Genomic DNA, 16,954 nt, shown 5'->3' on the forward strand with positions numbered 1-16,954 from the left:
ACGATCCAGTAACGCTTGCCGATCCAATCGCTCATGCTGCACCTTTGGGTCGCATGGTCGCAACGAGTTCGGCAACGGGAATGCCGAATTTCCGGAACTGGCTGCGGTTCATGATCGTGCCGTTCTCCATCAGATACATCCAGTCGACAACGTCCAGCACTTGACCACCCGCATCCTCGGGCAGGCGGATGCGATAGCGCAGATGCACCGCCGAGCCCTTTTGCCAGCCCTCGCCATCGCCCACCACATCGGGCGCCTGTGCGCGGATATGCCCGTCATTGCCAAGCGTGAAATCCCAGCGCCGGTTTTGCGTCGCGCCGCTGTCGTAGCGGAATTCCTCGGTCATGGTGCCGGCATTGCCCTCCCACCGCGCCTCGAAATCAGCCACGAAGCGCGAAGCAACGCGGCCCGTGGGCCCGTAGATCACGCCCTCGCACAGGATCGGGCCGTTGATATGGCGGCGGATGTCGAATTCCGGGCCCTTGCCGGCATAATCCCCGGCCTTCTGGGCGGGAAAGGCCAGCAACCGCCCGCGCAGGATGGCCAGCGTCAGAACCGCCAGCGCACCAAGACCGAAGCCCAGGAAAAAACTCATCTGTCCGTCTCCCGGGTCAGGGGCGTCGCGGCCAGAAGCGCGATCGCAAGAAGTTTCAGGGCGCAGGGCACAAGAGCATAAAGCACGCTCAGCATCGCCAGCGCGCCCGGCGGGTTATCGGCCCCGGCGGCAAAGCCCGCACGCTGCAACAGCGGCAGAAGCGAAACCGCGGCAAAGGCCAGGGTGAATTTCGAAACGAAGGTCCAGAGCCCGAAAGCCCGGCCCGCATTCGGCGCCACATGGGCCATGCGTCCGGCAAAGATCGCGGGCAAAAGCGTCATGTCCGCGCCCAGCGCCGCGCCCGAGGCGATGCAGATCAGCGCAAAAGGCAGGATGTCGCCCGCACCCAGAAAGGCGGCATGGGCAAAGGCAAGGATCGACAGCACCATGCCCCCGATCAGCGTGCGCTTCTCGCCCCAGATGCACGCGGCCCGGCCCCAGAGGGGGGCAGAGGCAGCCGCCGACAGGAAGAACAGCAGCAGAAGCGGCCCCTCCCATCCCGGCGCGGCCAACCGGCTTTCGACGAAGAACAGGAACAGCGTCGAGGTCACGGCAACGGGTGTGGCATTGACCAGCGCCACGATCAGCAAGCGCCGCGCTATGGGGTCGGACAGCACCTCGCGGAAACCGCCCTCCTGCGCAGCGGCGGGCAGGCGCCATTCGCGGCGCATCGCGAACGCGGCAACCAGCGCGAGCCCGACAAACCCCGCCGCAAAGGCCGCAAAGGGCGCACCGGTCCCGATCAGCAGCGTCGGCGCCACCGCCGCCGCGCTGACCCCCAGAAGCGCGCCGGTCTCGCGCCAGGCAGCAACACGGACATGTCCGCCCGCCCCCATTTGCCCGGCTCGCGACACGCCCTGCGCATAGAAAGTGATGGTCAGAAAGCTGAACGCGGTGAACAGCCCGGTCAGCGTCAGCCCGAACCACAGCAGCGGCGCGACGGGCGGTGGGGCCGCGAACAGCGCCCACATCGAGCCCGCCAGCAGCGCCACGGCGACGCCCACCGCAAGACCTCGCGCCCGGCGCAGACGTTCCGACAGCCAGCCCAGAACCGGGTCCTGCACCACGTCGAACAGCCTGAGCCCGAACAACACCGCGCCCAACGCCGCGAGGCTGACGCCATATTCATCGACATAGAACTTGGGCGCGTGGATATAGATCGGAAGCCCGGCCGAGGCCAGAAGCGCGGCAAACACCGCATAGCCCGAAAGCGGTGCCGCCTTGACCATCAACTGACCTCTTTGCCCGGCGGCTCGGGGCGGGCGCGGTATTTCGCGCCCTTGAGCTTGAGCCACAGTGCGTGCCAGTAGATCAGTGCCAGAACCCGGATCGAGCCGAAGGGCCGCCGGACAAGCCCGACAAGGATGCGCCAGCTTGTCAGCGGCCGACGCGGCCCTGTCAGCGTGGCGTAAAGCCCGTCCTCGCCATTCGTGGAATAATCGATCCAGATGCCGACCTTCTCGGGCCGGATGTCGAAGCGGAAGCGATAGCCCCCCTCGACCGGAAGGAACGGCGACACGTGGAAGATCTTGACCGCCGTCAGGATGTCCGACGGCTCGATCGGGCGCTGGTCGGCGTGGCGGCACAGGTAGGAATGGCGGTCGCGCCAGGGATTGTTCACCTCGGCGATCACCGCGCGCAGCGTCTCGTCCTTGCCGTAGCACAGCCAGAAGCTGACAGGGTTGAACTCGGCCCCCAGAACGCGCGGCAGGGTCAGAAGCTCGATCCGCCCCTTGGCCGCAAACAGGTCATGCGCCTTGAGCACCTCGCGCACCCATTCCGCGCCGCGCCCCTGACCCCACGGCCCGCCATGGTCGCGGTCCCAGACCGACATGATGTTGCGGCGGTTCAGCGAGAACAGGCGCGGGCGCTTCGGCGCAGGGACTTCGGCATCGTAAAGGACGTAATCGACCGAATGGCGCAGCTTGTGATCCACCTTGCCGCGCCGCTGGTGAAAGGTCGTGCCGCGGACATGTTCGACAATTGGGGTCATGCCGCCACCGTCTCGCGTTCGCGCCGCTTCATCGCCTCGACGACGGCATGCGCGCTGGCCAGCCCGTCCTCGTGGAAGCCGTTGCGCATCCAGGCGCCACAGAACCAGGTGCGGTTGGTCCCGTTGGTCTCGCGAATCCGGGCCTGCGCCGCGAGCGCGGCCAGGTCGTAGACCGGATGGCGGAAGGTGACCTGATCGTGGATCAGTTCCTGGCGGATCGTCCGGCGGGTGTTCAGCGTCACGAAAAGCGGATCGCTTTCGGGGATCGGCTGCAACGAGTTCATCCAGTAGGTGAGGTCGATCCGGTCGCTGCGCTGGCCGCGGTCCTCGGTATATACCCAGCTGGCCCATGCCCCGCGCCGCCTCGGCATCAGGCCGGTATCGGAATGCAGGACGGCATCGTTCGGCTGGTAGCGCACCGCGCCCAGCGTGGCGCGTTCCTCGGGGCTGGGATCGGCCAACATCACCAGCGTGTCATCGGAATGGGTCGCGAACACGACTTCGTCGAACGCCTCCCACTCGGCCCCCGTCGCGCGGAGTTCCACCCCGCCCTCGGTACGGCGCACCGCCTCGACCGGGGCGCTGGTGCGAATCTCGACGCCCTGCCCCGTCAGCGCGGCTTCCAGTCGGCGGACATATTCGATGGACCCGCCCCGCACCGTGTACCACTGGTGCTGGCCCTTGTGGCTGAGCAGCGCGTGGTTCTCGAAGAAGCGGATCATCGCATGCGCCGGGAAATCGAGGATGCCCTGCACGGGCGTCGACCAGATCGCGCCCGAAAGCGGCAGCAGGTAACGGTCGCGGAACCACGCGCCGGTGCCCAGCGCCGCCAGGAACTCGCCGATGGTCGCGTCGGGATGGGCGCGCGCGACCTTGAGCGCGTTGGCGTTGAACTTCATCACGTCGCGCAGCATGCCCAGGAATTGCGGGTTCAGCGCGTTCGAGGGCTGGGCGAAGACGGCCTTGAGGTTCTTCAGCCCGTATTCGAACGCCCCACCATCGAGCGAGGCGCCAAAGCTCATGTCGGATTCCGCCACCGGCACCTGAAGTTCGTCGAACAGCCGCGTCATCATCGGGTAGTTGACGTAGTTGAACACGATGAAGCCGGTATCGACCGGCTGATCACCCCGTTTGCCCGCCAGCACCGTGCGCGCATGCCCGCCCAGCCGCGGCTCAGCCTCGAACAGGGTGATGCGGTGATCCGCCGCCAGCAAATGCGCCGCGCCAAGGCCCGAGATCCCGGCTCCGATCACGGCGATGCGGCGGGGGGCACCCGCTGCGGTTTCGAAAGGCATCTGTCCTGCTCCTGCTTTGTTCGTTGGTTGGATATGGCCTCGGGTGCCCTGCTGTCCAGCGGCCCACGCCCTGTCCGGACAGGAGTAACACGCATTCCGACGCTTTTTTCGGCAATCCGGTGATCCGGCCGGACCCCAACACCGTATTCACTCTATGTTGAACGGCGCTCGTGCCTTCGAGGAATCGGATGCAGCCCTTGCAGTCAGGGCCTATCCTGCCGCCCGGAATGGGGCGGTCCGATCTGTCGAGGCGAGGGTCTTGAACGAAAGACATACGTCAGATGCGCGCTGGGTGCGGCTGGTGGAGCGGGTTCGGTCCGACAAGGACCAGGCAGCTTTCGGAGAGTTGTTCGCCCATTTCGCCCCACGCGTGAAGGCGTTCTTGATGAAATCGGGGGCGGATTCGTCCCTTGCGGAGGAATGTGCGCAGGAGGTGATGGCGACGGTCTGGCACAAGGCGCAACTGTTCGACCCGGAACGGGCGAGCGTGGCGACCTGGGTCTTTACCATCGCCCGGAATCGGCGGATCGACGCGCTGAGAAAACAGCGTCGCCCGGAACCCGAGGATCTGACCTGGGGACCCGAGCACGAGCCCGACCAGTCCGAAACCATCGCCCTGCAACAGGAGAGCGAACAACTGGGCCGGGCGCTTGCCGCCCTGCCCGAGAAACAGAGAGTGCTGATCGAAAGAGCCTTTTTCGGGGAACTTTCGCACAGCGAGATCGCCGCCGAGACGGGACTTCCGCTCGGGACGATCAAGTCCAGGATACGTCTGGCGCTTGAGCGTTTGCGCCAGGAGATGAAATGAGAAGACGGCACCCATGACCAGCACGATCAACCACCACCTGACCGATGACTTGCTGATGTCCTATGCTGCGGGCAACCTGCCCGAGGCGTTCAGTCTGGTCGTGGCGACGCATGTCTCCCTGTGCGACGAATGCCGCGCGCGGCTTGCCGGTTTCGAGGCAGTCGGGGGCGCAGTGCTGGACGAGGCGCCCGCTTGCGCGATGGAAGAGGACAGCTTTGCCGCGACGATGCGGTTGATCGCGCAGATGCCGACCGAAACCCGGATCAAGGCCGCGGACGAGAGCGTGAAGAGCCTGTTCCCCAAGCCCCTGCGCGACTATGTGGGCGGCGATGTCGACGCGGTGCAGTGGCGCTCGCTGGGCGGAAAGGTGCGTCAGGCGGTGCTGCCGACCTCGGCCGACGCTACGGTCCGGCTGCTTTACATCCCTGCCGGTGTGGCCATGCCCGATCACGGCCACGCAGGGATGGAATTGACGATGGTGCTGCAAGGCGCCTTCGACGATGACGATGGGCATTTCGGCCGGGGCGATGTCGAGGTGGCGAACGAGGATCTCAAGCACACCCCCGTCGCGGCCCCCGGCGCCGATTGCATCTGCATCGTGGCGACCGACGCTCCGCTGAAATTCTCAGGCCTGTTGCCGCGTATCGCCCAGCCCTTCATCGGGATCTAGGCGTCACTCGGCGGGCTTGGTCAGGCCGGCGACACGGGGCGCCTCGTCCTCGAGCTCCTCGAAGTCGAAATTGTCCAGCCGGGCCGCGCGCTTGCCCGCCCGCTCGGCTGCGGTTCCGATGCTTTCCAGATCGGCCCGCGCCTGTCCGAAATGGGTGTTCAGTTTGTCCACCCGTTCGACAACCAGTTCCACATCCCGGTGCAACTGCTTCAGCGTCTTGCGGATCGCGCCGGCCTGTTCGCGCATCCGCGCGTCTTTCAGGATCGCGCGCATCGTGTTCAGCGTCGCCATGCAGGTGGTGGGCGAGACAATCCAGACCCGCGCCTCGAACCCCTCGCGGACAAGTTCGGGGAAATTGGCGTGCAGTTCCGCATAGACCGCCTCGGAGGGCAGGAACATCAGCGCGCCGTCCGCCGTCTCGCCCTCAAGGATGTATTTCTCTGAAATCGCCCGTATATGCGCCCGGACCGAGGTGCGCAGCTGTTTCGCCGCCTCGTTCAACTCCCACTGCGTCCCCGCCCGGCGCAGCGCCTCATAGGCTTCCAGCGGGAATTTCGAATCGATCACGATCGCCCCCGGCGGGTTCGGCAAGTGGATCAGGCAATCCGCCCGCTTGCCGTTCGACAGCGTGACCTGCATCGCGTAGCTGTCCTTGGGCAGTGCCTTGCCGACGATGTCGTGCAGCTGGATCTCGCCAAAGGCCCCGCGGGTCTGCTTGTTCGACAGGATGTCCTGCAGGGACAGGACATCGCCCGACAGCTTCTCGATATTCGCCTGCGCCCTGTCGATGGTCACCAGCCGCTGCTGCAATTCCCCAAGGCTCAGCGCCGTCCGGCGAGAGGCGCCTTCGAGGTTCAGGTTCATCTGCTCGGAGACATGGGCCAGCCGCGCCTCCATCAGCCGCAGCATGTTGGCCTGGCTCGCCGCCTGCGCCTCCGAGACATGGGTCAGCCCGCCAGCCAGCCGGTGCTGGCCTTCGCCCAGGGCCTCGATCCGGCGGGTCAGCTGGTCCATCTGGTAGATCAGCGGTTCGGCCAGCGACGCCGACCGCCCGGACCGGCGCACGGTCAGGATCAGAAGCGCGACGACAAGGATCACCAGCGCCGCGACGACGCCCGCGCCGATCACCGCCGGATCGGACCAGTCATAGGTCCGCCCGCCGATCACGATGTCCTTGCCGATCTGGATCATCGCCGCCCGAACAGCTTTTCGATATCGGACAGCCTCAGTTCCACGTAGGTCGGCCGCCCGTGGTTGCACTGGCCGGAATGGGGCGTCGCCTCCATCTCGCGCAGCAGCGCGTTCATCTCGTCCACCCGCATCCGTCGGCCCGAACGGATCGAGCCGTGGCAGGCGACGCGGGACAGGATCGCCTCGATCCGCGCCTGCAGGGTCTGGCTGTCGCCCAGATCGGTCAGGTCGTCGAGGATGTCGCGGATCAGGGCGCCCGCGTTCACCTCGCCCAGCAGCGCGGGCGTTTCCCGCACCACCACCGCGCCGGGGCCGAAGGGTTCGACCGTCAGGCCAAGGCGCGCCAGCGTCCCGGCATGGTCGATCAGCCGCGCGGCATCGTCTTCGGACAGGTCCACGATCTCGGGGATCAGCAACGCCTGCGCGGCCACCCCGGTATCCGCCAACTGGCGTTTCAGCCGTTCGTAGACCAGCCGCTCGTGCGCGGCATGCTGGTCGACGATGACCATGCCGGTCGCGGTCTGGGCGATGATGTAGTTTTCGTGGATCTGTGCCCGCGCCGCCCCCAGCGGCAAGGCTTCGGCCTCGGGCTCGGCCGCCTCGAACCGGGCCGAAGGTTCGGCGAAGCCCGGCTCCAGCGGCGCGGGCGCCTGCGCGGCATAGGCGGCGGCCAGCGCGCGCGGCCCGGGCCGGTCCATCTGGTAGGCGCGGGGGCCGACGATGGGTTCGGGCCGCATCGCCCCCAGCGTCGCGCCCGCCACTGTCGAGGACGCCCGGTGCCCCGCCTCGGCCAGCGCGTGGCGCAGCGCAGAGACGATCAGCCCGCGCACCAGACCCGGTTCGCGAAATCGGACCTCGGCCTTGGCGGGATGCACGTTGACGTCCACGAAGGTCGGGGCGCAGTCGACAAACAGCGCCGCCGCCGGGTGCCGGTCGCGCGACAGGAAATCGGCATAGGCCGCCCTCAGCGCCCCGATCAGCAGCTTGTCCCGCACCGGGCGGCCATTCACGAACAGGTATTGCGCGACCGCCGCGCCCCGCGAATAGGTCGGCAGCGCGGCATAGCCGCTCAGCCCGACGCCCTCGCGCTCGGCCTCGATCCGCAACGCGTTCTCGGCGAAGTCGGCGCCCAGAACGCGCGCCAGCCGTCCGCGCATCGCATCGAACAGATCCCCCGTCTCGGCATCGGCGCGAAAGATCACGCGGCCCTCGCCGCCCTCGGAAACGTCGCGCAGAACGAAGGCCACAAAGGGCTCGGCCATCGCCAGCCGCCGGATCACGTCGCCGATGGCCTGCCCCTCGGCGCGGTCGGAACGCAGGAATTTCAGCCGGGCGGGCGTAGCGAAGAACAGGTCGCGCAACTCGACCACCGTCCCGCGGGTCAGCCCCGCGGGCGTGACCGGCCCCATGCAGCCGCCCGATACCTCGATCCGCGCGGCCGCCGCGCCCGGTGCGCGGCTGGTGATGCTCAGCCGCCCAACCGCCCCCAGCGAGGGCAGCGCCTCGCCACGGAAGCCGAAGCTTGCGATGTTCAAAAGGTCCGATCCGTCGATCTTGGACGTCGCATGACGGGCCAGCGCCAGCGGAAGATCCTCGCCCGCGATCCCGTGCCCGTCATCGCTGACCCGGATCAGTGTCTTGCCGCCATGGGCGATGGCGACCTCGATCCGGTGCGCGCCCGCGTCCAGCGCGTTTTCGACCAGTTCCTTGACCGCCGAGGCCGGGCGCTCGACCACCTCACCCGCGGCTATGCGGTTGATCGCGGCTTCGTCAAGCTGGCGAATCGGGGGAAGATCGGCGCTTATGTTGGGGTTGGGCGAGTTCATGCCACAAGGGTTAGCATGTCCACCCCGATTCTGCCACTGCGATCAGTTGGTCGTCTCAAGCCCCTCGGGCTGGCCCACCACGACGAAATGCAGCCGGTCGGGGTGCAGCAACTCGCCGGCCACGCGCTTCACTTCCTCAAGCGTCACGGCCATGATCTTGTCGTTGCGGGTGTTGACGTAATCGGGCTCCAACCCCTCCATCTGCATGCCGACAAGGATACGCGCGATGGGCGCATTACCGTCGAAGCGCAGCGGATAGGCGCCGGTGAGATAGGTCTTGACGTCCTCGAGCTCCTGTTCGGTGACACCCTCTGCCGCCATCCGCACCCATTCATCGCGAATCACCGAGATCGCCTGGGCGATGCGGTCATTCGCCGACGCCACCTGCCCCAGAACAAGCGCGGCGTAATCCATCGGGTAAAGATAGGAATAGACGCCATAGGTCAGCCCGCGCTTGCCGCGAACCTCCTTCATCAGGCGCGATTCGAAGCCGCCGGCGCCCAGCACCTCGTTCATCACATAGGCGGCGAAGAAATCGGGGTGATCGCGTTCCATCCCCTCATGGCCGAAAACGGCAACCGATTGCGGCGTGTCGAAGGGCACCACGGTCACGCCACCGCCAAGCCCGTATTCGGCCCGCTCGGGCAGCGGCGCGCCGGTCTCGGGCAGCCCGTCGAACAGCGCGTCGAGCAGCGCGCCCAGGTCCTCGGCGGTGATGTCACCGGCGGCGGCGACATAAATTCGGTCGCGGGCGATGGTGCGGGAATGCGCCGCGACCAGATCGTCACGGGTCAACGCGGCAACGCTTTGCTCGGTGCCGTCCGACGCGCTGCCATAAGGGTGATCGCCAAAGGCCAGCCGGTTGAAGGTGCGCGCCGCGATCCTGCCCGGATCGGTCGCATCGGACCGAATCGAGGCCAGCACCCGCCCGCGCACCCGCTCGACCGCGTCGGCATCGAAACGCGGGGCGTGCAGGGCCTGCCGCAGCAAGCTAACCGCCTGATCGCGGTTCTCGGTCAGCATCCGGGCCGAAACCGACAGCGAATCGCGGCTGGACCCGAAGCGGAAAGACGCCGCCAGCGCACCGCGCGCCCGTGCGAAGGCGCGCGCATCCATCTCGCCCGCGCCCTCATCAAGCAACGCGGTCATCAGGTTGACCGCCCCGCGCTTGTCCGGCGCATCGAGGCTCGTGCCCCCGCGGAATCGGATTTCCAGTGCGACGAAGGGAATATCGTGGCTTTCGACCAGCCAGGCACCGATCCCTCCGGGCGAGGTGACCTCGCGGATCTCCATCGCCGCGCGGGCGGGCAGCGCCAGCCACAGCACCATTCCGGCAAGGGCGATGAGGCGGAACATGCTCATTGCGTGACCTCCGCCTTTCGCTCCACGGGACGCTCCAGCCAGCCGGTAACCGCGTTGGCGCGGTTCAGAACGGCGTGGGCGGCGGCCATCACATCCTCGGGCGTCACCGCCTGAAGGATCGCGGGCCAGTCCTGCACATCCCGGACCGTCAACCCCGAGGCAAGCGCCGCCCCATAGCGCCGCGCGCGGCCCTGCACGCTGTCCAGCGCATAGATCTCGGCCGCCCGCATGCGCATCTTGAGCGTTTCGAACAGGGTGGGATCGACGCCTTCCTCCAAGAACTCGGCCAGCGCGGCATCCAGCGCCGCCTCGGCCTCGGCCAGCGTCACGCCCGGCGCGGGCACCACGACCAGCCCGAAGGTCGTCGCGTCGAGCGACAGCCCGTCATAGAAGGCCGAGCTGTAGATCGCGGTCTGCGCGTCGAATTGCAGCTTGTCGCCCAGCACCGAATTGGCCCCCTCGCCGCCCAGGATCTCGGCCAGATAGGTCAGCGCTGCGGCGGTTTCCTGCGCACCGGCGTCGCGTTCCGGCGCCAGATAGGTGCGCAGGATATAGGGCTGGCCCACGCGCGGATCGGCGAATGTCAGGCGCCGCTCGGCCCGTTGCGGCGGTTCCTGCGGGCGGATGCGTTCGGGCAGGGCCTCGGATGGGGCAAGCTTCCCGTAATGCTCTTCGGCCAGCGCGCGCACCTCGTCGGCCGTCACATCGCCCGCCACGACAAGGATCGCGTTGTTCGGCGCGTAAAAGGTTTCGTAGAAGTCCAGCGCATCGGCTTTGGACAGCTCCTCGATCTCGTGGCGCCAGCCGATAATCGGGATACCGTAGGGATGGTTCAGGTATTGCGCAGCGCGGCGCTGTTCCGAGAAAAGCGCGCCGGGGTCGTTCTCGGTGCGCTGGTTGCGTTCTTCAAGGATCACATCGCGTTCGGTCAGCACGTCCTCGGCGGCGAGGCGCAAATTGGCCATCCGATCGGACTCGATCTGCATCATCAGGCCCAGCCTGTCGGCGGCGACGCGCTGGAAATAGGCGGTATAGTCCCACGAGGTAAAGGCGTTGTCGGACCCGCCATTGGCCTGCACGATGGCCGAGAATTCGCCCGGGGCCAGTGTCTGGGTGCCCTTGAACATCAGATGTTCCAGAAAATGCGCGATGCCGGACTTTCCGGGCGGCTCGTCCGCGGCACCGACACGGTACCAGACCATGTGCACCACGACCGGCGCGCGATGATCCTCGATCACCACGACCTCAAGACCGTTCTCGAGGGTAAAGGCCGCAACATTCTCTGCCCGGATGGGCAGGGCCATCAGCAGAAGGGCGAAAAACGCCAGTCTGATCGCGTGCATCGGGTCCCGTCCTTGTGCGAAAGGTTCCAGTCAAGCTACGCGGAGCGCCGGCATTTTCAAGCAGGCGGCACGCAGTTGTGAGCCGCGCTAGGGCGTCGCGCCTTCGGGCGGGGCGCCGACATTTCGCGCACCTGCGGCCCGCCAGCGTTCCAGTTCGGCATGCTGGTCGAGCGATTGCTTGCGGTAGGCCTTGTAATAGACGTTGACGTTGAACACCCGCTCCAGAAGGCGGCCGTCATTCTGGCGGCGATATTCCAAGTCCTCGGCGGCCAGCGTCTGGCGGATCGTTGGGCTGACGCCATATCGCGTGACATGGACCATCAACCCGCTGTCTGCGGGCATGGCCCGCGCGGCGTTGCCGCCAAGCGCGGCGATCGCGTCGGCCTCGGGCGAGGCATCCGTGCGCGACGGACCGCCCGGGTTCGGCGGCGGCAACTGGGCGAAGTCCTGCGGCATTTCCAGAGGCTTGCCGGGCAGGATAGCGAACTCGTCCGGGCTACGGTTCGACGTGCGCAGGTTCATGAGTTCAGGCGTCTTGTCACGGCTGCACGCGGCCAGCGTCGCGGCCATCAGCCCCCCAAGAACCACCATGCGCGCGGATCGCATATGCCCTTCCCTCCGTCCGGTCCCGCCCTCTTTAGCGCAAGGCTCGGGCGGCGTCACGGGGTCTTGTCGCGGCCGGTAAAGACCACAAGTCCCAGCGCGCCTGCAAAGATCGCGATATCGGCGACGTTGAAGGCATAGGGGTTGTCGATTCCGCAGCAGGACATGTTCAGGAAGTCGGCGACCGCCCCATAGACCAGCCGATCCACGACATTTCCCAGCGCGCCGCCCACCAGAAACCCGCCCGAAACCAGCGCGACCGGCCGCTGCGGCCCCCGCGCCAGCCAGAATGTCACCCCGGCCGAGATTGCCAGCGCCACCGCGATCAGCAGCCAGCGGCCAAGCTCGGCGTCATTCGACAGAAGGCCGAAATTCATCCCGCGATTCCAAGCCATGCGCAGGTTCAGATAGGGCGGGAAAACGTCGATCCGCAGCCGTTCGGCCAGGCCCAGAACCTGCACGACATGGAACTTGGTCGCCTGATCCAGCACGAAGACCAGTGCCGTGATGATCGCAAGCAATCGCATCGCGTCAGTGCAGGAAGTGGCGCATGCCGGTAAAGACCATCGCCAGCCCCGCCTCGTCCGCAGCTGCGATCACCTCGTCGTCGCGCATCGACCCGCCGGGCTGGATCACCGCCGTCGCCCCCGCCTCGGCCGTGGTCAACAGACCGTCGGGGAAGGGAAAGAAGGCGTCCGAGGCAACGACCGAACCGCGCGTCAGCGGCGCCGCAAGCCCGAGCACCTCGGCCATGTCCTGTGCCTTGCGCGCGGCGATGCGGGTGCTGTCCACCCGGCTCATCTGGCCCGCGCCGACACCCACGGTCGCCCCGTCCCTGACATAGACGATGGCGTTCGACTTCACATGCTTGGCGACCGTCCAGGCGAACAGCATGTCTGCGATCTCGGCCTCCGACGGCGGGCGTTTCGTCACCACCTTCAGCGCATCGCGCGTCAACCTGCCATTGTCGCGATCCTGCACGAGGAACCCGCCCGAAACCTGCCGGAACGCAAGCCCCGGCGCAGCCGGGTTCGCAAGCCCCCCGGCGGTCAGAAGGCGCAGGTTCTTCTTGGCGGCAAAGATCTCCTTGGCCGCATCGTCGGCCGCGGGCGCGATGACGACTTCGGTGAAGATCTCGCAGATCGCTCGCGCCGTGGGGGCGTCAAGCTTCATGTTCAGCGCCACGATCCCGCCGAAGGCCGAGGTCCGGTCGCAGTCGAAGGCGCGCCGATAGGCCTCTTCCAGCGACGCGCCGCGGGCAACGCCGCAGGGATTGGCGTGCTTGATGATGGCGCAGGCCGGACCGTCGGCGGGCAGGAACTCGCTGACCAGTTCGAACGCCGCGTCGGTGTCGTTGATGTTGTTGTAGGACAGCTCCTTGCCCTGCCACTGGGTCGCGGTCGCCACCCCCGGCCGGTCCGATCCGTCGACATAGAAGGCCGCCCGCTGGTGCGGGTTCTCGCCATAGCGCAGGGTCTGGGCCAGCGTCCCGGCAAAGGCACGCCGCCGCGGCGCGGTCTCGCCCAGCGCGCCCGCCATCCAGTTGGACACGGCCGCATCATAGGCCGCCGTCCGCGCATAGGCCCGCTGCGCCAGCGCCTGCCGGAAGGCCAGCGTGGTCGCACCGCCCTGCACCTCAAGCTCGGCCAGCAGGGGGGCGTAATCCGCGGTATCCACGACCACGTTGACAAAGGCATGGTTCTTCGCCGCCGCCCGGATCATCGCCGGACCGCCGATGTCGATATTCTCGATGCATTCGGCATAATCGCCGCCCGCGGCCACGGTTTCCTCGAACGGGTAGAGGTTGACCACCAGAAGGTCGATCGCGCCGATCCCGTGGCTTTCCATCGCGGCGACATGGGCGGGGTTGTCGCGCAGCGCCAGAAGCCCGCCATGCACCATCGGGTGCAGGGTCTTGACCCGGCCATCCATCATCTCGGGAAAGCCGGTCACATCGGCAACGTCGATCACGCCCAGCCCGGCCTCGCGCAGGCTGCGCGCCGTGCCGCCGGTGGACAGCAGTTCCACCCCCCGCGCGGCCAGCGCCCGGCCAAGCTCGACGAGCCCGGTCTTGTCAGAAACGGAAATCAGCGCGCGGCGCAGGGGCACCAGGTCGGTCATGGTCTATCCTTCGTGGTCTGGTCGGACCCGCCGCGCCCAGGGCAGCACCCAGGCCTGCTCTGCCTCGTCCTCTTGCCCGAGGTCGTGCGGAGCCTGCGCGCTGCTGCCGTCCTGGGCCTTGGCCAGGGTCCATGTGATGAGGCTCGCATAATCCATCACGCGGGCGGAGAGAACGATTTGTTTCGTCGCGCGCGGCCTCGCGCGGCCCTTTTCCAGATAGACGCTTGGCAAAAGCTGCAATTCGGCCGCGCCGTCATGGCGGAATACCCAGATCTCGCCGCTTTTCAGGGCCAGCGACACCGCCGCGCCGCCCATGTCGATCTCGGTATCGACATCGGGGTGGATGTGGAAGCGGATGTCGAAGGCGATGCCCTCGCCGCCGCTGCGGCCCAGCATGCGGTCGAAAGTCGCACGTTCGGCATCGGCAAAGGCGGCAAGAGTCTCCTCGCCCGACAGCGCACGCCCGTCATAGGCCAGCATGAACTGGCGCACATGGGTCAGCCCGTGGGTCGACCCATAGCCGTCATGCCACGCCGTCAGGCTGTGGCCCGCAGGTCCCGTTTCGGCGCGAAACTCGACGCTTCTGGGTCGTTCGGCCAGCGGCGACAGGCCGCTTCCCGACCGCCGGGGCGCAAGGCGCGAGGACGAGAACCCCCTGAGCGCCAGCGTCGAGTGGGAGGGCGTCGCCCGCCCCGCCCGCAGCCACTCGTCCCCGAACCCGGCGCCCGAGCCACAATTGACGATGACCGGCCGGCGGCCGGATGTCAGTTCGAAGGACAGCGTCGAGGCATGCGCCCCTGCCGTGGGCGGCGGCAGGGCGGCGTCCACGATCACCGTGGTCCGACCTGCCGAAAGCCGCGCATAGCCCATGGCCAGCCCGCGCACCGGGCGCGGCTTGACCCCCGCCTCGGCAAGCGCCTGGTCAAGCCGCCCCTCGGCCCCCCGCCCGCCACCGTGGAACCGGGCAAGCCCGCCATCGGCATGGCGCAACGCCCGCAGCGTGGGTGCGATCCGCCCCACCGCGGCACCATGGGCGGGGGCGGGCTCGCGGCCTGCATCGCGCAGCGCAGCCTCGGCCCAGGTCAGCAGCGTGAAGACCTCAAGCAATTCCTCGGGATTGCGCGAGGCAAGCCCGCCGCCCTCGTCGATCTCGCGGGCGCATTCCCGCTCCAGCGCCTTCAGCGCAGGGGCCAGGTGGCTTTCCATCCCCTTCAGCGAAAGCCCGGCATAGACCAGCGCCGTCAGCGCCTCGAAACGCGGCAGGCCGGCATCGGCGCTTTGCCAGCGGCGGGCAAGGAAAAGCGTCTGCTGGGCGAGCGAGCGGAACACCGATTCGGAACGCGCGGGTTCCAGACCATTGAGCAACATCAGTGCATGGTGCAGCCAGCGGACCAGCCGCCGCCCGGCCAGGTCGGGCGCCCAACCGGGGCCCTTTCCCCTACCGAACCGGTCGATCCAGCCCAGCGTCCAGTCCTGCGCCCGCCTGCGCGCCGCCCCGTCGCCCGCGGCCGCCAGATCGTCGAGCCAGGCAAAACCGTGTACCTCCTCCTCGAACCGCGCGGAGGGCATCGCGATCTCCCAGATCGCCGCGCCCGGCGCCTCTACAAGGCCACCGGCGAACAGGAACGTGCCGGCGCAAAGCTGCCGCCCCCGGGCAAAGCTGCCGATCGAGCGCGGCTCGGGCTGCCGGGCAATACCCGTCGACCCACGCGACAACGTGCAGAGCCGTGCCCAAAGGCGGTTCATCGTTTCGCCGCGCCGCCGGGGCGGGGGGGCGCTCTGCTGGGCGTCTGCCATCGGTTGGAATCTGCTCTCGGGCTTCGAGGTCGGCGGCAGGACAATACCGGCGGGGCCACGCGCTGTCACCGACGAAAAGCCGGTCAGCCGGTCTTGACAAGACAGGCGATGTAGAAGCCGTCCATCCCGCCGCGCTCGGCCCAGAAATCGGGGCGCAGCCTGAGCGCGCCATGGGCCGTGCGCCAATGCGGCTCGATCCAGGGCGCTTCGGGCGCGCGGGGGGCAATCGCGGGGTGACGCGCCAGCGCGGCCTCGATCTGGGCCTCGCCTTCCTCGGGCAGAAGCGAGCAGGTGCAGAAGACCAGCCGCCCCCCGGGCGCAAGCATGGAAAGCGCCCGGTCGATCATCTGCGCCTGCAGCGCGAAAAGCGGCTTGATCGCAGCAGCATCCTTGGCGAAGGGCAGGTCGGGGTGGCGGCGGATCGTGCCGGTTGCCGAACAGGGCGCATCAAGCAGGATCGCGTCGGCCGGGGCGGGCGGGGTCCAGTCCAGCAAGTCGGCGGTCACAAGATCGGCCGCCAGCCCGGTGCGCGCCAGGTTCTCGGCCACCCGCGCCATGCGCGCCGGCGAAACGTCCACCGCGGTCACCTGCGCCCCCGCGGCAGCAAGTTGCAGCGTCTTGCCCCCCGGCGCGGCGCACAGGTCCAGGACCCGCTCGCCAAGGCGCGGGGCGAGGATCTTCGCGGGCAGCGCTGCCGCGGCATCCTGCACCCACCAGGCCCCGCTGTCGTAACCGGGCAGGGCCGAAACCTGCCCCGGTGTGGCCAACCGCACCGACCCGGTGGGCAGCGCGACAGCCCCCATCAGCCCGGCCAGCGCGGCCGCATCGCCATCCTTCGGCGTCAGATCGAGCGGCGCACCCGCTGCATGCGCCGCCTCGATCCCGGTGACGGCCGCCCGTCCCCAGGCGCTGTCCAGACGCCCGCGCAGCCAGCCCGGCAGGCGTTGCGGCGCCAGCGCCTGCCATTCGGCGGGCGGCGTGTCGGCCACATTGCGCAGCACCGCATTGACCAGCCCCGCCATCGCCTGCGCGCGCTGCCCAGAGCGGGCCAGCGTCACGGCCGCGTTGACCGCACCGTGGGGGGCGGCGCCCTCCTCCAGCATCTCGACCGTGGCCAGCCGCAGGATATGGCGCAGCGCAGGGGGCGGAGGCTTTCGCAGATGCGGCTTAAGCACCCGGTCCGCCCGTTCCAGATGGCGCAGCGTGGCCATCGCAAGCCGCTGTGCCCGCGCCCGGTCGCCGGGGCCGAGCGCGCCCAGAAGCCCGTCGGGCGCGACCAGTTCGGCCATTGTGCGACGTTCGTCCAACACCCCCGCCAGAAGCCGCAAGGCCGCGGATCGTGCGTTGTCT

General features: G+C 67.9%; 15 protein-coding genes. 2 read left to right on the forward strand and 13 right to left on the reverse strand.

All coding sequences use genetic code 11. The features are described 5' to 3' along the window. Window positions 1-31: 31 nt before the first annotated feature. The 4 genes from ENN83_RS09550 to ENN83_RS09565 are packed head-to-tail and all read right to left on the reverse strand — an operon-like array spanning window position 32 to window position 3,883. Window positions 32-595 carry a DUF3833 domain-containing protein gene (locus ENN83_RS09550; RefSeq protein WP_287186296.1) on the reverse strand — a complete coding sequence of 188 codons (564 nt, stop codon included), beginning with the start codon at window positions 593-595 and terminating at the stop codon, window positions 32-34. Beyond that, window positions 592-1,824 carry an MFS transporter gene (locus ENN83_RS09555; RefSeq protein WP_287186298.1) on the reverse strand — a complete coding sequence of 411 codons (1,233 nt, stop codon included), beginning with the start codon at window positions 1,822-1,824 and terminating at the stop codon, window positions 592-594. The genes ENN83_RS09550 and ENN83_RS09555 overlap by 4 nt, the downstream gene beginning before the upstream one ends. After that, complete coding sequence (locus ENN83_RS09560) at window positions 1,824-2,588, reverse strand: DUF1365 domain-containing protein (RefSeq protein ID WP_287186300.1); 765 nt, start codon at window positions 2,586-2,588, stop codon at window positions 1,824-1,826. Before ENN83_RS09560 ends, ENN83_RS09555 begins: the two co-directional genes overlap by 1 nt. Further along, the gene (locus ENN83_RS09565; protein ID WP_287186302.1) at window positions 2,585-3,883 is read right to left on the reverse strand and encodes an NAD(P)/FAD-dependent oxidoreductase; all 1,299 of its coding nucleotides are present in this window, start codon (window positions 3,881-3,883) and stop codon (window positions 2,585-2,587) included. The genes ENN83_RS09560 and ENN83_RS09565 overlap by 4 nt, the downstream gene beginning before the upstream one ends. 259 nt (window positions 3,884-4,142) lie before the next feature. Between ENN83_RS09565 and ENN83_RS09570 the strand changes: the two genes are divergently transcribed. Together ENN83_RS09570 and ENN83_RS09575 are read left to right on the forward strand one after the other, a co-directional pair. Next, window positions 4,143-4,691 (forward strand): sigma-70 family RNA polymerase sigma factor, encoded by a 549-nt coding sequence (locus ENN83_RS09570; RefSeq protein ID WP_287186305.1) that lies wholly within the window; start codon window positions 4,143-4,145, stop codon window positions 4,689-4,691. A gap of 13 nt (window positions 4,692-4,704) precedes the next feature. Beyond that, the gene (locus tag ENN83_RS09575) at window positions 4,705-5,361 is read left to right on the forward strand and encodes a ChrR family anti-sigma-E factor (RefSeq protein ID WP_287186308.1); all 657 of its coding nucleotides are present in this window, start codon (window positions 4,705-4,707) and stop codon (window positions 5,359-5,361) included. Window positions 5,362-5,364: 3 nt separating this feature from the next. Here the strand turns inward: ENN83_RS09575 and ENN83_RS09580 are convergent, their stop codons facing one another. The 9 genes from ENN83_RS09580 to ENN83_RS09620 all read right to left on the reverse strand — a co-directional run. Beyond that, on the reverse strand, window positions 5,365-6,552 hold the full coding sequence (locus ENN83_RS09580) for a DNA recombination protein RmuC (RefSeq protein WP_287186311.1): 1,188 nt from the start codon (window positions 6,550-6,552) through the stop codon (window positions 5,365-5,367). Beyond that, window positions 6,549-8,378, reverse strand: coding sequence for a DNA mismatch repair endonuclease MutL (mutL, locus tag ENN83_RS09585; protein WP_287186314.1), 1,830 nt, complete (start codon window positions 8,376-8,378; stop codon window positions 6,549-6,551). Before mutL ends, ENN83_RS09580 begins: the two co-directional genes overlap by 4 nt. Window positions 8,379-8,420: 42 nt before the next feature. After that, entirely contained in the window at window positions 8,421-9,740 is a 1,320-nt protein-coding gene (locus ENN83_RS09590; protein ID WP_287186316.1) for a M16 family metallopeptidase, read from the reverse strand. Then, the gene (locus ENN83_RS09595) at window positions 9,737-11,083 is read right to left on the reverse strand and encodes a M16 family metallopeptidase (protein ID WP_287186318.1); all 1,347 of its coding nucleotides are present in this window, start codon (window positions 11,081-11,083) and stop codon (window positions 9,737-9,739) included. The genes ENN83_RS09590 and ENN83_RS09595 overlap by 4 nt, the downstream gene beginning before the upstream one ends. A gap of 87 nt (window positions 11,084-11,170) precedes the next feature. After that, window positions 11,171-11,689, reverse strand: a complete 519-nt coding sequence (locus ENN83_RS09600; protein WP_414707647.1) for a DUF3035 domain-containing protein — start codon at window positions 11,687-11,689, stop codon at window positions 11,171-11,173. Between the two features lie 53 nt (window positions 11,690-11,742). Further along, window positions 11,743-12,213, reverse strand: coding sequence for a signal peptidase II (gene lspA, locus ENN83_RS09605; RefSeq protein ID WP_287186321.1), 471 nt, complete (start codon window positions 12,211-12,213; stop codon window positions 11,743-11,745). A gap of 4 nt (window positions 12,214-12,217) precedes the next feature. Further along, complete coding sequence (purH, locus tag ENN83_RS09610; protein WP_287186322.1) at window positions 12,218-13,807, reverse strand: bifunctional phosphoribosylaminoimidazolecarboxamide formyltransferase/IMP cyclohydrolase; 1,590 nt, start codon at window positions 13,805-13,807, stop codon at window positions 12,218-12,220. Between the two features lie 3 nt (window positions 13,808-13,810). Then, entirely contained in the window at window positions 13,811-15,553 is a 1,743-nt protein-coding gene (locus ENN83_RS09615) for a heparinase II/III family protein (protein ID WP_287186324.1), read from the reverse strand. A 134-nt stretch (window positions 15,554-15,687) separates the two neighbouring features. After that, window positions 15,688-16,954: RsmB/NOP family class I SAM-dependent RNA methyltransferase (locus ENN83_RS09620; protein WP_287186328.1), on the reverse strand; the 1,267-nt coding region annotated here is incomplete at its 5' end.

Source organism: Rhodovulum sp. (assembly GCF_011048875.1).
Taxonomy (GTDB): Bacteria; Pseudomonadota; Alphaproteobacteria; order Rhodobacterales; family Rhodobacteraceae; genus Rhodovulum; species Rhodovulum tesquicola.

Excerpts from the sequence above, each read along its gene's own strand:
- ENN83_RS09550 (WP_287186296.1), bottom strand. The coding sequence starts at position 595 with ATGAGTTTTTTCCTGGGCTTCGGTCTTGGTGCGCTGGCGGTTCTGACG.
- ENN83_RS09555 (WP_287186298.1), bottom strand. The coding sequence starts at position 1,824 with ATGGTCAAGGCGGCACCGCTTTCGGGCTATGCGGTGTTTGCCGCGCTT.
- ENN83_RS09560 (WP_287186300.1), bottom strand. The coding sequence starts at position 2,588 with ATGACCCCAATTGTCGAACATGTCCGCGGCACGACCTTTCACCAGCGG.
- ENN83_RS09565 (WP_287186302.1), bottom strand. The coding sequence starts at position 3,883 with ATGCCTTTCGAAACCGCAGCGGGTGCCCCCCGCCGCATCGCCGTGATC.
- ENN83_RS09575 (WP_287186308.1), top strand. The coding sequence starts at position 4,705 with ATGACCAGCACGATCAACCACCACCTGACCGATGACTTGCTGATGTCC.
- ENN83_RS09580 (WP_287186311.1), bottom strand. The coding sequence starts at position 6,552 with ATGATCCAGATCGGCAAGGACATCGTGATCGGCGGGCGGACCTATGAC.
- mutL (WP_287186314.1), bottom strand. The coding sequence starts at position 8,378 with ATGAACTCGCCCAACCCCAACATAAGCGCCGATCTTCCCCCGATTCGC.
- ENN83_RS09590 (WP_287186316.1), bottom strand. The coding sequence starts at position 9,740 with ATGAGCATGTTCCGCCTCATCGCCCTTGCCGGAATGGTGCTGTGGCTG.
- ENN83_RS09595 (WP_287186318.1), bottom strand. The coding sequence starts at position 11,083 with ATGCACGCGATCAGACTGGCGTTTTTCGCCCTTCTGCTGATGGCCCTG.
- ENN83_RS09600 (WP_414707647.1), bottom strand. The coding sequence starts at position 11,689 with ATGCGATCCGCGCGCATGGTGGTTCTTGGGGGGCTGATGGCCGCGACG.
- lspA (WP_287186321.1), bottom strand. The coding sequence starts at position 12,213 with ATGCGATTGCTTGCGATCATCACGGCACTGGTCTTCGTGCTGGATCAG.
- purH (WP_287186322.1), bottom strand. The coding sequence starts at position 13,807 with ATGACCGACCTGGTGCCCCTGCGCCGCGCGCTGATTTCCGTTTCTGAC.
- ENN83_RS09615 (WP_287186324.1), bottom strand. The coding sequence starts at position 15,553 with ATGAACCGCCTTTGGGCACGGCTCTGCACGTTGTCGCGTGGGTCGACG.